We start from the raw sequence: 14,297 nt of genomic DNA on the forward strand, positions 1-14,297 counted from the left end.
AAATAAAAAGAGATGCCATCCGTTGATATGCTTTGAGAGGATACCCCTCCCCCAAATCTACGAAAAGGGAATCTGATCAGCGGATGGCAGCTTCTGAGATTTTATGACACGATATTAAACATTGAAGCGGAAGAGTACGACATCGCCGTCCTTCACCACGTAGTCCTTGCCCTCCATGCGTACCAACCCTTTTTCTCTGGCTGCATTATAGGAACCGCAGTCTAAGAGATCCTGATAGTTGACTACCTCGGCTTTGATGAAACCGCGCTCAAAATCAGAGTGGATCTTTCCAGCTGCCTGCGGAGCTTTGGTGCCGACCTTGATGGTCCATGCGCGTGTCTCGGTTTCTCCGGCAGTCAGATAACTGATGAGACCAAGCAGACGGTAGCTGGCTGCGATCAGTTTTTCAAGACCGGATTCGGTCAGACCGAGATCTTCGAGGAACATCTTTTTCTCGTCCTCGTCCAGTTCTGCGATTTCCTGTTCAATCTGTGCACAGATAACAAATACCTCGCTGTCGTTCTCAGCTGCAAATTCGCGAACCTGTTTTACATATTCATTGGAAGCACCGTCATCTGCCAGATCATCCTCAGATACGTTGGCAGCGAAGATAACCGGTTTCCAGGTTAAGAGGTCCAGCGTATTGATGAACGCGAGTTCATCCTCGTCCTCCGGCTCAAAGCTCTTAGCCAGATTGCCGTTTTCAAGGTGCGCATACAGTTTTTTCAGAGTTTCCAGCTCTTTTGCAAGGGATTTATTTCCCATGGCGCTCTTGGTTGTCTTGGCAATACGGCGTTCCAGAACTTCCATATCGGAGAAGATGAGCTCCAGGTTGATGGTTTCGATATCGCGGAGAGGATTGACGCTGCCGTCTACATGGATAACATTTGGATCCTCAAAGCAACGGACAACGTGTACGATCGCGTCTACCTCACGGATATTGGCAAGGAACTGGTTTCCAAGACCTTCGCCCTTGGAAGCGCCCTTTACCAGACCAGCGATATCAACGAACTCGATCACAGCCGGAGTGATTTTGGCAGAATTATAAAGAGCTGCTAACTGACCCAGACGCGGATCCGGAACCGGTACGACACCGACGTTCGGATCGATGGTACAGAACGGGTAATTGGCAGACTCAGCGCCAGCCTTGGTCAGAGAATTAAACAGTGTACTTTTGCCTACGTTTGGCAGACCTACGATACCTAATTTCATTTTATGATTTACCTATCCGAAAACCCTTTGCTTATCAGGATTTCCGCCTTTCTTTCGGTTTCTTATTGCGCCTTTTTACGCCCTTTTTGTAATGTTTCTTAATTTTAATGAAAGAAATCAATGCAACTATATATTATAGCAGAAAGACAGCGCTTTTTCAATCTCAAAGGAGACATTTTGTGGCTATAGGAATGCAGAAATGGTTACTGGGCACGTATGCGTGAACAGTAACCAGAAATGTGTAATGGTTGTCTATTTTCCTGTTTAAGAAGTAAGAAAGGATTTTTTAAGGGAGCTGCGGAGTGGTAGGATAGGGCTGAAATACATGATTTTGCAGTAGAAAGAAACTATAAAAATATAGGAATAATTAGAACAAATAAAAAAAAATAAAAAAAACAAAAAAATGCTTGCATTCGCGGAGCGCCTGTGCTATACTAAGCTTCGTCAGTGAGTGACTCACTCGACAGGCAAAAATAAAAAGCAGTAAGCGGGAGTGCTGGAATTGGCAGACAGGCAAGACTAAGGATCTTGTGGGTGTATGCTCGTGTGGGTTCAAGTCCCATCTCCCGCAGTAAGCAGAAGTGGCGGAATTGGCAGACGCGCACGGTTCAGGTCCGTGTGATGGCAACATCATGAGGGTTCAAGTCCCTTCTTCTGCATGACTGATAGCCCGGTACAGAGATGTGCCGGGTTTTTGCTATACTCTGATTCAATAAATTCAGATATAAATTTGCGGAAAACAGGCTTGCAATTTAAATGAAATTGTGCTATACTACTCTTTGTCGGTGAGAAAATCATCGAATAGAGAAAATTGAAAAACAGTAAGCGGGAGTGCTGGAATTGGCAGACAGGCAAGACTAAGGATCTTGTGGGTGTATGCTCGTGTGGGTTCAAGTCCCATCTCCCGCAGTAAGCAGAAGTGGCGGAATTGGCAGACGCGCACGGTTCAGGTCCGTGTGATGGCAACATCATGAGGGTTCAAGTCCCTTCTTCTGCATGATCGATAGCCCGGTACAGAGATGTACCGGGTTTTGTTTTGTTAAAAAAATAGATAGAATATGATGCTGGGATTTGCCATATAAGCATAAACTGTAAAATGAGTGAATTAGTGAATGGCAAGAGCCAGAAAAAAGAAAACCTTTTAAACTTATCTTTGGATGCGACAGAAGCGGAACGGGAAAAGTCCCCGGCACTTCAGATGGGATACGACCAGAATACGAAACGCTGGGAATTAATCATTCAATATAATGGAACTGTGGAAAAGTTGCAGGAACAGCTGCCGCAGGCGGAAATTTATCCACTTTCCGGCGGCTACGCGATTGTGCGGCTCCCTGAATCGCAGGTGGATGATCTGGCAGGATTATCACAGGTTGAGTATATAGAAAAGCCGAAGCGTCTTTATTTTGAGGTGAACCGGGCGATTCGTGATACCTGTATTGCGCCGGTGCAGAGCGGAAATCAAGTCTCTCAAAACGTGTATGGCAGAGATGCTGATTTAAGTGGTCGCGGCACATTGACTGCCATCATCGACTCCGGAATCGATTATTTCCATCCGGACTTTCGAAACGCAGATGGAACGACGCGCATCGCCGCACTCTGGGATCAGGAGCAGAACCGGATTTATACGCGGGAGGAGCTCAACCGGGCATTGGAGGCGGGCAGCCGGGAACGCGCTTACGAGATCGTCCAGTCGCGGGATGTGAGCGGGCACGGGACGGCAGTTGCGGCGATTGCAGCCGGAAATGGCTGGGAGGGCGGCGGACACTACCGGGGAGTAGCCTGGGAGAGTGAACTTCTGGTCGTGAAGCTTGGAACGCCGCTTGCGGATTCATTTCCCAGGACAACAGAGCTGATGCGGGCGTTGGACTATGTGGTGGGAATCGCACAGGAATGGCGGATGCCGGTGGCGGTGAATCTGAGCTTTGGAAATACATACGGTTCGCATGACGGAACCAGCCTGCTGGAGACGTATCTAAATTCGATGGCAGAGCGGGGGCGGACTTCCATCATCGTGGGAACCGGAAATGAAGGATACAGCATGGGACACCGGGCGGGATTTCTACAGATGGGACGTCCAGTGGAGATAGAGCTTGCAGTGGGGGAATATCAGACGGGCTTCGGTGTGCAGCTATGGAAATTGTATCAGGACCGGTTTTCAGTAGAAATTTTCAGTCCGGGCGGCAGCAGCACCGGGGTGATCCGGGAATCATTGGGAGCACAGCGGCTTTCCTATGAGACGGAAGAGATTCTTCTATATTATGGGATGCCGAGTCCATACAGTCAGGCGCAGGAGATTTATCTGGATTTGATTCCAAAAGGAACCTACATTCAGGACGGGCTCTGGAAAATCCGTCTGATTCCAGAAGAAATACGGGATGGTCAGTATGATCTGTGGCTGCCAGCGGGCATGGCACTGAACAGGGAAACACGTTTTTTGGCGGCATCGCCGGACACGACGCTGACAATCCCATCGACCGCCAGCCGGGCGATCTCGGTGGGGGCGTACGATGACGCCACGCAGGCGTATGCAGATTTTTCCGGTCGTGGATTTGCAAGATTGGGGCATCCGATCAAACCAGAGCTGGCGGCACCTGGTGTAAATATCATAACCGCCCGCGCAGGCGGCGGATATGAGGCAGTGACAGGAACTTCCTTTGCCGCTCCATTTGTGACCGGATCGGCGGCTCTGATGATGCAATGGGGGATTGTAAATGGGAACGATCCCTATCTGTATGGGGAGAAGATGAAAGCATATCTCATCCGCGGGGCGCGGAGTCTGCCGGGGGAGACGGTATATCCGAATGAGCGGTTGGGGTATGGGGCATTGTGTCTGGAGCGAAGTTTCCCGTTGTAAAAACAATAGGAAGTGCAAGGTGCACAAAAAACAATAAATGAAATTGTAAATTATATTTAAAGTGTTAATTGAATTTTCCGTTCAAAAGAGTATAATTTATATGGTATAAAATGCAGTGAGCATGGCAAGACATAAAAGAACGGGAATACAGAGAGTCACTGGATGGAGCAGGAAGACTGTTTGGATAGAAAATCCGCCTTTGTTATCCGACTGGATAGCAGAGGCGTTTTTTTATAAATAAACAAAGGAAAGAGGTTTAACTATGAGTGGAGTAATGATGATGATAATCGCCATCGTTGTTCTGGGAGGAGCATACCTTCTGTACGGGCGTTATCTCCAGAATAAGTGGGGCATCGATCCGAATGCCAAAACTCCGGCATATGAGATGGAGGACGGTGTTGATTATGTACCGGCTGATACAAACGTCGTGTTTGGACATCAGTTCGCATCGATCGCCGGTGCGGGTCCGATCAACGGTCCGATCCAGGCAGCAATTTTTGGCTGGCTTCCGGTCCTGCTTTGGATTTTAATCGGCGGCGTATTTTTCGGCGCCGTTCAGGATTTTGCATCCATGTATGCGTCTGTCAAAAATAAGGGTCGTACAATCGGATACATCATCGAAGAGTACATTGGAAAATTAGGAAAGAAATTATTTCTTTTATTCTGCTGGCTGTTCTGTATTCTGGTTGTCGCAGCGTTTGCAGACGTTGTAGCGGGAACATTTAAGGGATTTACGGTCGATGAGGCAGGTGCTGTCACAAAGATAGCGGCAAATGGAGCCGTTGCAACTACTTCTATGTTATTTATCATCGAGGCAGTTGCACTTGGATATTTCCTCAAATATACCAAATTCAACAAATGGATCAACACAGCCGTCGCTATCTTATTACTGGTGGCAGCGATCGCGCTGGGACTGAATTTCCCAGTCTATGTCGATCTTGGAACCTGGCATATTATTATCTTTGTGTACATTCTGATTGCCAGTGTCGCTCCGGTATGGGCGCTGCTTCAGCCGCGTGATTATCTGAACAGCTATCTGCTGATCTTTATGATCGTCGGTGCAGTTATCGGTGTATTTGTGGCCAATCCGGCATGTAATTTGAAACCGTTTACAAGCTTTAATGTAAATGGACAGTATATGTTCCCGATTTTATTTGTAACGATTGCCTGTGGCGCAGTTTCCGGTTTCCATTCTCTGGTATCTTCCGGTACTGCATCTAAACAGATCAAAAATGAAAAGAACATGCTTCCGGTTTCGTTTGGCGCAATGCTGATGGAGAGTATGCTTGCTATCATCGCACTGATTGCAGTTGCTTCCTTTGCAGATGGCGAGGCAGCAGCACAGGGACTTACCACCCAGCCGCAGATTTTTGCAGGCGCGATCGCAAACTTTCTTTCCGTAGTTGGTCTGCCGCATTCGCTTGTATTTACATTAATCAACCTGGCAGTATCTGCATTTGCACTGACTTCCCTGGATTCGGTTGCCCGGGTAGGACGTCTGTCGTTCCAGGAATTTTTCATGGATTCGGACACAGACGAGGAAAATATGAGCCCGTTTGTAAAAGTAGTAACCAATAAATATTTTGCAACCATCATCACACTGGTACTCGCATACCTGCTTACCAAGGTCGGCTATGCAGAGATCTGGCCGTTATTCGGTTCTGCAAACCAGCTGTTATCGGTACTTGCTCTTGTAGCTTGTGCAGTATTCTTAAAGAAAACCAAGCGTCAGGGCTGGATGCTCTGGGTGCCGATGCTGTTCATGATGGCAGTTACCTTTACTGCACTGAGCATGACCATCATAAAGCTCACAAACGCATTTATGACGACCGGTCTGGATCTGGGAAATACACTGCAGCTTGTATTTGCAGTGCTGCTGTTAATCCTGGGTGTATTAGTAGCAATTCAGGGTATCAAGAAACTGCTTGAAAAAGCGGATAAGTAAAAATAATAAGTGAAAATAAAATGTAGATGAGGTCCATCGGGGACAGCCGTTACGTTTTGTATGTGTGGTAGTAAAGAGAGGATGTCTGTATTCAAAAGAACAGATGTCTTCTCTTTTTCATTCTAAGCCCCTTTGTTCAATAGATGGAAATAAGTAGTCATAATTCCCCTTCTTTCCACATAAAATAAAAAAAGAAAATAGAAAAAGATCAAAAATCCATGGAAAACCTCTGTCCCAAATTACAAAAATATGATATTATTATAAGATAATGGGCGAACTTTCGAATTTATTCCGTAAATTATTCTGAATAAAGGTGGGATCTGGATGAATATCAGAGAAACGATCGAAAAATGGGAACAGGAAACCCTGAGTCCGTATGCGTCGCTGAGTGCGAATACACGGGGACGGGAGCGGAAAGAACCGCTCTGCGACATCCGGCCAGAGTATCAGCGCGATCGCGACCGTATTCTGCACAGCAAATCGTTCCGGCGTCTGAAACAGAAAACGCAGGTTTTTCTGGCGCCGGAGGGCGACCATTACCGGACGCGCCTGACGCACACGCTGGAAGTATCGCAGATAGCGCGCACGATCGCGAAAGCGCTGCGGCTGAATGAGTCTCTGGCGGAGGCGATCGCGCTGGGGCACGATCTGGGACATACGCCGTTTGGTCATTCGGGGGAGGCGGTGCTCAACCGGCTCTGCAGCGAGGGGTTCGCGCATTATCAGCAGAGTGTCCGCATTGTGGAGGTGCTGGAGCAGAAGGGGCAGGGGCTGAACCTGACCTGGGAGGTTCGCAACGGGATCCTGAACCACCGGACGAGCGGTCATCCGGCGACGCTGGAAGGGAATGTTGTGCGGCTTTCAGATAAAATTGCCTACATAAACCATGATATAGATGATGCGATCCGGGGAAAGATCATGAAGGAAGAGGATTTGCCGCGGGAGTACACGGACATTCTGGGAAACAGTGTGCATGAGCGGCTGAATATCATGATCCACGACATCATCGAGCACAGCCAGGACAAGCCGGAGGTGGCGATGTCACCGGAACGCGAGGAGGCGATGCACGGGCTGCGCCGCTGGATGTTTGACCATGTCTACCATGACGGGATTGCGAAAGCGGAGGAAGGGCGCGCACAGCAGATGATCGAGATGCTGTATGGATATTATATGGCGCATCCGGAGGAACTTCCGGAAGAATCCCACCGGATTATGGAGATAAGAAATGAGACGAAAGAGCGCGCGGTATGCGATTATATCGCGGGTATGACAGATATTTACGCGATTGACCGGTTTAAGGAATTGTTTATTCCGAAAGCCTGGAGCGTATAAGGAGGAAGAAATGTATTATCCGGAAGAGGTAATCGAGGAAGTCAGAATGCGTAGCGACATTGTGGATGTGATTTCCGGATACGTGAAGCTGCAGAAGAAGGGAAGCAACCTGTTTGGACTCTGCCCGTTTCATCATGAGAAATCGCCATCCTTTTCTGTGTCGCCGTCCAAGCAGATGTACCACTGCTTTGGCTGCGGTGTCAGCGGCAATGTGATTACGTTTGTGATGGAATATGAAAATTATTCATTCCGCGAGGCGGTTGAGATGCTGGCGGACCGTTCGGGCGTGAAACTGCCGAAGATGGAATATTCTAAGGAGGCAAAGGCGAAGGCGGACCGCAAGGCGGCGCTCCTGGAGATCAATAAGCTGGCAGCCAATTATTTTTATTACCAGCTCAAGCAGCCGCAGGGAAAGATAGGATATGATTATCTGGTAAAGCGGAAGCTGACGGATGAGACGATCCGGCGGTTCGGACTGGGATTTTCCAATAAAATCAGCGACGATCTGTATCGGTATTTGAAAAGCAAGGGCTATGAGGACGAGCTTTTAAAGGATACGGGGCTGGTAACGATTGAGGAGCGCGGCGCCAGGGACAAGTTCTGGAACCGTGTCATGTTTCCGATCATGGATGTCAACAGCCGGGTGATCGGGTTTGGCGGTCGTGTCCTCGGGGATGGAGAACCGAAATACTTAAATTCACCGGAGACGATGCTGTTTGACAAAAGCCGGAATCTATACGGGCTTAATTACGCGCGTACTTCGAGAAAGAAATATATGATGCTCTGCGAGGGCTACATGGATGTGATTTCCATGCACCAGGCGGGTTATACGAACGCGGTCGCATCGCTGGGAACGGCGCTGACCGAGCAGCACGCGGCGCTTCTGAAGCGGTATACGGATCAGGTCATTCTGACCTACGACAGCGATGGCGCGGGCGTCAAGGCGGCGCTGCGGGCGATTCCGATCCTCAAGCGGGCAGGAATTTCAACCAAGGTACTGAATATGCGTCCGTATAAGGATCCGGATGAATTTATGAAAAATCTGGGAGCAGAGGAGTTTGAAAAGCGGATCGAGACGGCGAGAAACAGCTTTCTCTATGAGATCGATGTGCTGAAAGCCGGCTTTGATATGGAAGATCCGGAGCAGAAGACGGCATTTTACAATCAGACGGCGCGCAAGCTGCTTGAATTTGGCGAGGCGCTGGAGCGGGATAATTATATACAGGCGGTTTCGCGGGAATACTTTATCAATTATGAAGATCTGCGGCGGCTGGTCAACCAGCTCGGAAGCCGGTATGGCGTCGGGGAAACGGCAGCAGGCGGATATGCGGGTCGCTATGGTGATTCATATAGAACCGGAAATACGACTGGTGCGGTACAAAACAGGGAGGTAGGCGGAAGCGTCGGCAGTGCCGGGGCAATGGCGGAAAACCGCGGTGCTGGAAATGCAGAGTTTCCGGGAAATACGGGACCGGCGGTGAGACCGGTGGGCAGGAAGAAGGAGAAGGACGAGGGCATCCGCCGTTCAGAACGCCTGCTTCTTACATGGCTGATTGAAGAACCATCGCTGTATGCCCGGATCAAGGACATCATCGGACCGGAGGATTTTGTAAAACCACTTTATAAAGAAGCAGCAAAAGCTGTATTTGAGGGTCTGGAAGCTGGAAATGTCAATCCGGCGGCGATTTTGAACCGCTTTATCGACGACGAGGGCAATTACAAAGAAGTCGCGGCGCTTTTCAATGCAAGTCTGGAAGAATCCTTAAACAATGAGGAGCAGAAAAAGGCATTTGCGGAGACGGTGCGCCGGATCAAGAAGAACAGCCTCGACGATCAGATCCGGCGGGCGTCGGATTTGAATGAGCTGCAGCGGCTCATACGGGAACAGGCGGGATTGCCTTCGCTCGTAATCACGTTGGAGTGATTGCGGATTGGGAAAAATTGGGTTACTGTACACGGGTAGGCACTTTTGGAACCGAAAGTGCCGTAAGAAAACGTGGTGGCAGCAGGAATTTGCCGTATTGAAATGCGAAGCCACGGCAAATTCCGTTACTGGACACGTATGCGTGTTCAGTAACAAAATTGGAAATGGTCGGGCAGGTTCTGAGGATGGAAGGAAGGACGAACTATGGAAGAGAAAAAAGTTACATTTGAAGAAAAACTCACACAGCTTCTGGAATTGGCAAAAACAAAGAAAAATGTACTGGACAATAAAGAAATATTGAATTATTTCCATGGTGAGATACTGAGCCCGGAACAGCTCGATCAGATCTATGATTTTCTGGAAAATCATCATGTAGACGTTCTCCGGATGGATGACGATGAGGACATGGAGCCAGAACTTTTTGAAGACGGCGAGGAGGAGGAGCCGATCGACGTGGACAACCTGGATCTCAGCATCCCGGATGGCGTCAGCCTCGATGATCCAGTCCGGATGTATCTGAAAGAGATCGGAAAAGTGCCGCTGCTTTCCCCGGAAGAGGAAATTGAGCTGGCGAAGCGGATGGAGCTGGGAGATGAAAATGCCAGAAAACGTCTGGCGGAGGCGAATCTGCGCCTGGTTGTCAGCATTGCGAAGCGCTATGTCGGCAGAGGTATGCAGTTCCTTGACCTGATTCAGGAAGGAAATCTGGGTCTTATCAAGGCGGTTGAAAAATATGATTATTCAAAAGGATTTAAGTTCAGCACCTATGCAACCTGGTGGATCCGTCAGGCGATCACGCGCGCGATCGCGGATCAGGCGCGGACGATCCGGATTCCGGTTCACATGGTGGAGACGATCAACCGTCTGATCCGGACTTCCAGACAGCTTTTACAGGAACTTGGACGGGAACCTACCCCGGAGGAGATCGCGGAAAAGATGGAGATGCCGGTTGAGCGTGTGCGGGAGATCATGAAGATTTCACAGGATCCGGTTTCCTTGGAGACACCGATCGGCGAGGAGGAAGACAGTCATCTGGGCGATTTCATTCAGGACGATCATGTGCAGGTTCCGGTCGATGCGGCAACCTATACATTGCTGCATGAACAGCTCATGGAAGTGCTCGATACGCTGACCGAGCGGGAGCAGAAGGTGCTGCGTCTGCGCTTTGGCCTGGACGACGGCAGACCGCGCACGCTCGAAGAGGTAGGACGGCAGTTCAATGTCACCCGCGAGCGGATCCGCCAGATCGAGGCGAAAGCGCTGCGGAAGCTGCGCCATCCGAGCCGGAGCAAAAAATTGAAGGATTATCTGGATGAATGATCTGGAAAGAAGAAATAAAAAGTAGAACACAGGAGAATAAATCATGCGGACAGAAGTAAAACTCTCGAAGCGTCTGGAACGGATCGCTTCTTTTGTACAGCCGGGCAGCCGGGTAGCAGATATCGGCACCGATCACGGTTATGTGCCGATCTGGCTGGTGCAGAAGGGCGTGTGCCCGTCGGCATTGGCGATGGATGTGCGGAAAGGCCCGCTGGAGCGGGCGGAAGAACACGTGGAAGAGGTGGGGCTTTCCGGGAAAATTGAACTGCGCCTGTCAGACGGACTGGCAAAATTGAAGGCAGGCGAGGCAGACACAGTTGTGATCGCAGGAATGGGCGGAAAACTGACCTGCCGGATTCTGGAACAGGGACGCCATGTGTGGGAGAATTGGAGCGAGGGAAAAGAACGCCTGATTCTGTCGCCGCAGTCGGAGCAGGACGAAGTGCGTCATTTTCTGGAAAAACAGGGATTTTCGATTCTCCGGGAAGCGATGCTGACGGACGAGGGAAAATATTACATAGTGATAGAAGCGGCGCGAGGCACGATGCGGCCGGGGAGAGAGCAGGATTACCGTTTTGGAGCCGATTTGATCCGGAAGAAAGATCCGGTGCTGCTTGCGTATCTGGAGAAAGAAGAGAAGATGACGCGGCAGGTGCTGGCAGGGCTGACAGAAAATGATGCCCAGAACAAGAAGAGAACTTTAGAAGCCAGTGAAGCGGGAGAGACGGCGATCAGCCGCCGAGCAGCGCGCATCAACGAACTGACCGCCTATCTGGCACTGATAGAGGAGACGAGACATGAAATGCAGTGAGATTATCAAGATCCTGGAAACACTTTCGCCGCGCAGCATGGCATGTGACTGGGACAATCCGGGGCTTTTAGCGGGGCGCAGCGGGAAGGAAGTGAAGACGATCTTTCTGGCGGTGGACGCCACCGATTCTGTGATTGAGCAGGCAGAGCAGGCGGGGGCGGATATGATTTTGACGCACCATCCGCTTATTTTCAAAGGAATCAAGCAGGTGTCCGATCAGAATTTCATCGGCAGAAGAGTCCTGCGGATGATTCAGGATGATATTTCCTACTATGCGATGCACACCAATTTTGACGCGGCGCCGGGCTGCATGGCAGATCTGGCGGCAAAGAAGCTGGGACTGACGGATTGTGAGGTTTTAGAGAAAATGGGAGAGACCGGGGACGGCACTTCCTACGGAATCGGATGCACTGGACGATTCGAACAGCCGATGACGCTGCAGGCAGCTGCCGAGCGGGTCAAGGAGGCATTTGGCCTGCCGTATGCGGCGGTATTCGGTAAGCTGGACGGTGAGGCAGTGATTCAGAAAGCGGCGGTCTGCCCGGGTGCGGGCGGAAGCACGATGGGAGAGGCGCTGGCAGCCGGGGCGCAGGTTTATATCACAGGAGATATCAGCCACCATGAAGGAATCGACGCGGTTGCACAGGGCATGGCGGTCATCGACGCTGGACATTATGGAATTGAACACATTTTTACTGAATTTATGGAGAAATATCTGATGGGGAAGCTGGGAGACGCCGTGAAGGTTGTGCGGGAGAAACCGGCGTTTCCAATCCAGATTGTTTAGGGAGGGGATTACATGCCGGAAGTACGGATTGGGAGTGAGATAAAAACATATCCGCAGGGAACCGCCTATGCGGAGATTGCGGAGGAATATCAGAAGAATTACGAGAATGATATTCTTCTGGTCTCGGTAAATGGACGGCTGCGGGAGCTGCATAAAACACTGCAGAAGGACTGCCAGATGGAATTTATCACAGCGGCAGATACGGCTGGCTATCTGGCATATCAGAGAAGTGCCGTCTTTCTGATGATGAAAGCCTTTCAGGATGTGGTGGGGAAAGATCATCTAAAGAATCTGACGGTCTGCTTTTCCGTGGAAAATGGTCTGTATGTCGAAGTGGAAGGCGAGGTGACACTCAGCCAGAAGCTTTTAAATCAGGCAAAGGAGGAAATGGAGCGCCTGGTAAAGCTGGATCTTCCGCTCTTAAAGCGCAGTGAAAATACGGATGAGGCGATGGATCATTTCCAGGAGCAGGGCATGTATGACAAGGCGCGTTTGTTCAATTACCGGCGGGCGTCGCGGGTCAATGTTTACCGGCTCGGCGATTATGACGACTATTTCTACGGATATATGGTCATGAGCACCCGGTATCTCAAATATTTTGATTTACAGATGTACGAGGAAGGATTTATCCTGCGTCTGCCGAACAAGAAGCAGCCGAAGGCGATTCAGCCGTTCCATCCGCAGAAAAAATTGTTTGATGTCCAGCAGGAGGCAGAAAAGCTTGGTCACAAGCTCGGTGTATTTGACGTGGGAACACTCAACGATACGATCGCGCAGGGGCGCATGAATGACCTGATCCTGATGCAGGAGGCGCTGCAGGAAAAGAAGATCGGAGATATCGCGGAGCAGATTCATGAGAGCGGACGCAAGCTGGTCATGATTGCGGGACCGTCCTCTTCGGGAAAAACAACTTTTTCGCACCGTCTGTCGATTCAGCTCGGTGCGCTGGGACTGAAACCGCATCCGATCGCGGTGGACAACTATTTTGTCAACCGTGTGGACAGTCCGCGGGATGAGAACGGAAATTACGATTATGAGGCGTTAAACTGCATCGATGTGAAACAGTTTAATGAAGATATGGAAGCACTCTTGGCGGGAAAACGCGTGGAGCTGCCGGTTTACAACTTTGTCAAGGGCGAGCGCGAATATAAGGGCGATTTTCTGCAGCTTGGGGCGGAGGATATTTTGGTCATCGAGGGAATTCACTGTTTGAATGATGATTTGTCGTATTCACTGCCGCGTGATAAGAAATTTAAGATTTATATCAGTGCGCTGACCCAGTTAAATATCGACGATCACAACCGCGTTCCGACGACGGACGGACGTCTGATCCGGCGGATGGTCCGCGATGCGAGAACGCGCGGCGCGTCGGCACAGGACACGATCCGGATGTGGGATTCCGTCCGCCGGGGCGAGGAACGGAACATTTTCCCATATCAGGAACAGGCGGATGCGATGTTCAATTCGGCATTTTTATATGAGTTTTCGGTGCTCAAACAGTATGCGGAGCCGATCCTATATAGTGTTCCGCGTGATTCGGCGGAGTACAGTGAGGCGAAGCGGCTGCTCAAATTTCTCGATTATTTTCTGGGTGTCAGCAGTGAACAGGTGCCGCACAATTCGATCGTGCGTGAATTTATCGGCGGGAGCTGTTTTAAAGTATGATTGACTGGACAAATGCCTGAAAATATGGTAAAGTTAGAATGTTTTGAGTAAGACAGATGGTCGCGGCTGCAGAACCGAAAGGCTGCAGGTGAGGAAAGTCCGGGCTTCACAGGGCAGGATGCCAGATAACGTCTGGTGGAGGCGACTCCAAGGACAGTGCAACAGAAATGTACCGCCCGGTTTACCGGGTAAGGGTGGAAGGGCAGTGTAAGAGACTACCGCCCGGCTGGTAACAGCCGGGGCACATGTAAACCCCATCCGAAGCAAGACCGAACAGAGAGCGCAAGGCGGCCCGTCTGCTCTCGGGTAGGTCGCTTGAGCCTGCTGGCGACAGCAGGACTAGATAGATGACCATTCAACGACATAACCCGGCTTACCGTTTTGCTCAAATCATTTAAGAGGGTTGTTGCCGAATGCAGAGACAAAAGAGCATCTTTATTTGGCAGC

9 protein-coding genes, 4 tRNA genes and 1 other RNA gene are annotated in these 14,297 nt (G+C 50.1%); 13 read left to right on the top strand and 1 reads right to left on the bottom strand.

What is annotated here, in order from left to right; genetic code table 11:
• Nucleotides 1-114: 114 nt before the first annotated feature.
• Nucleotides 115-1,212 carry a redox-regulated ATPase YchF gene (gene ychF / locus DXB70_RS07345; RefSeq protein WP_118672990.1) on the bottom strand — a complete coding sequence of 366 codons (1,098 nt, stop codon included), beginning with the start codon at nucleotides 1,210-1,212 and terminating at the stop codon, nucleotides 115-117.
• 487 nt (nucleotides 1,213-1,699) lie between these two features.
• On the opposite strand from ychF, the gene DXB70_RS07350 reads away from it, so the two are divergent.
• The 13 genes from DXB70_RS07350 to rnpB all read left to right on the top strand — a co-directional run bounded on the left by DXB70_RS07350 (nucleotide 1,700) and on the right by rnpB (nucleotide 14,242).
• A tRNA-Leu gene (locus DXB70_RS07350) sits at nucleotides 1,700-1,783 on the top strand.
• 4 nt (nucleotides 1,784-1,787) lie between these two features.
• A tRNA-Leu gene (locus tag DXB70_RS07355) sits at nucleotides 1,788-1,871 on the top strand.
• 166 nt (nucleotides 1,872-2,037) lie between these two features.
• Nucleotides 2,038-2,121 (top strand) — tRNA-Leu (locus DXB70_RS07360).
• Nucleotides 2,122-2,125: 4 nt separating this feature from the next.
• Nucleotides 2,126-2,209 (top strand) — tRNA-Leu (locus DXB70_RS07365).
• A gap of 99 nt (nucleotides 2,210-2,308) precedes the next feature.
• On the top strand, nucleotides 2,309-4,066 hold the full coding sequence (locus DXB70_RS07370; protein WP_118672992.1) for a S8 family peptidase: 1,758 nt from the start codon (nucleotides 2,309-2,311) through the stop codon (nucleotides 4,064-4,066).
• Nucleotides 4,067-4,328: 262 nt separating this feature from the next.
• Nucleotides 4,329-6,011, top strand: coding sequence for a carbon starvation protein A (locus DXB70_RS07375; RefSeq protein WP_022359691.1), 1,683 nt, complete (start codon nucleotides 4,329-4,331; stop codon nucleotides 6,009-6,011).
• 324 nt (nucleotides 6,012-6,335) lie between these two features.
• Nucleotides 6,336-7,343 (top strand): deoxyguanosinetriphosphate triphosphohydrolase, encoded by a 1,008-nt coding sequence (locus tag DXB70_RS07380; RefSeq protein ID WP_117795145.1) that lies wholly within the window; start codon nucleotides 6,336-6,338, stop codon nucleotides 7,341-7,343.
• A 10-nt stretch (nucleotides 7,344-7,353) separates the two neighbouring features.
• The gene (dnaG, locus tag DXB70_RS07385) at nucleotides 7,354-9,267 is read left to right on the top strand and encodes a DNA primase (RefSeq protein ID WP_107001551.1); all 1,914 of its coding nucleotides are present in this window, start codon (nucleotides 7,354-7,356) and stop codon (nucleotides 9,265-9,267) included.
• A gap of 204 nt (nucleotides 9,268-9,471) precedes the next feature.
• Nucleotides 9,472-10,587: an RNA polymerase sigma factor RpoD gene (rpoD, locus tag DXB70_RS07390; RefSeq protein WP_022359694.1), complete on the top strand. Its 1,116-nt coding sequence runs from the start codon at nucleotides 9,472-9,474 to the stop codon at nucleotides 10,585-10,587.
• A gap of 43 nt (nucleotides 10,588-10,630) precedes the next feature.
• Nucleotides 10,631-11,398, top strand: a complete 768-nt coding sequence (locus tag DXB70_RS07395) for a class I SAM-dependent methyltransferase (RefSeq protein ID WP_118638553.1) — start codon at nucleotides 10,631-10,633, stop codon at nucleotides 11,396-11,398.
• Entirely contained in the window at nucleotides 11,385-12,185 is an 801-nt protein-coding gene (locus DXB70_RS07400) for a Nif3-like dinuclear metal center hexameric protein (protein WP_107001548.1), read from the top strand. The genes DXB70_RS07395 and DXB70_RS07400 overlap by 14 nt, the downstream gene beginning before the upstream one ends.
• 12 nt (nucleotides 12,186-12,197) lie before the next feature.
• Entirely contained in the window at nucleotides 12,198-13,850 is a 1,653-nt protein-coding gene (locus tag DXB70_RS07405; protein ID WP_118467466.1) for a nucleoside kinase, read from the top strand.
• 44 nt (nucleotides 13,851-13,894) lie between these two features.
• An RNA gene (gene rnpB, locus DXB70_RS07410) (RNase P RNA component class A) lies at nucleotides 13,895-14,242 on the top strand.
• Nucleotides 14,243-14,297 lie beyond the last annotated feature (55 nt).

The sequence above is a fragment of the Clostridium sp. OM05-5BH genome (genome assembly GCF_003481505.1).
Lineage (GTDB): Bacteria > Bacillota > Clostridia > Lachnospirales > Lachnospiraceae > Otoolea > Otoolea fessa.

Coding starts and splice junctions, on each gene's coding strand:
- DXB70_RS07400 (WP_107001548.1), top strand. CDS start 11,385: ATGAAATGCAGTGAGATTATCAAGATCCTGGAAACACTTTCGCCGCGC.
- dnaG (WP_107001551.1), top strand. CDS start 7,354: ATGTATTATCCGGAAGAGGTAATCGAGGAAGTCAGAATGCGTAGCGAC.
- DXB70_RS07405 (WP_118467466.1), top strand. CDS start 12,198: ATGCCGGAAGTACGGATTGGGAGTGAGATAAAAACATATCCGCAGGGA.
- DXB70_RS07395 (WP_118638553.1), top strand. CDS start 10,631: ATGCGGACAGAAGTAAAACTCTCGAAGCGTCTGGAACGGATCGCTTCT.
- rpoD (WP_022359694.1), top strand. CDS start 9,472: ATGGAAGAGAAAAAAGTTACATTTGAAGAAAAACTCACACAGCTTCTG.
- DXB70_RS07375 (WP_022359691.1), top strand. CDS start 4,329: ATGAGTGGAGTAATGATGATGATAATCGCCATCGTTGTTCTGGGAGGA.
- DXB70_RS07370 (WP_118672992.1), top strand. CDS start 2,309: ATGAGTGAATTAGTGAATGGCAAGAGCCAGAAAAAAGAAAACCTTTTA.
- ychF (WP_118672990.1), bottom strand. CDS start 1,212: ATGAAATTAGGTATCGTAGGTCTGCCAAACGTAGGCAAAAGTACACTG.
- DXB70_RS07380 (WP_117795145.1), top strand. CDS start 6,336: ATGAATATCAGAGAAACGATCGAAAAATGGGAACAGGAAACCCTGAGT.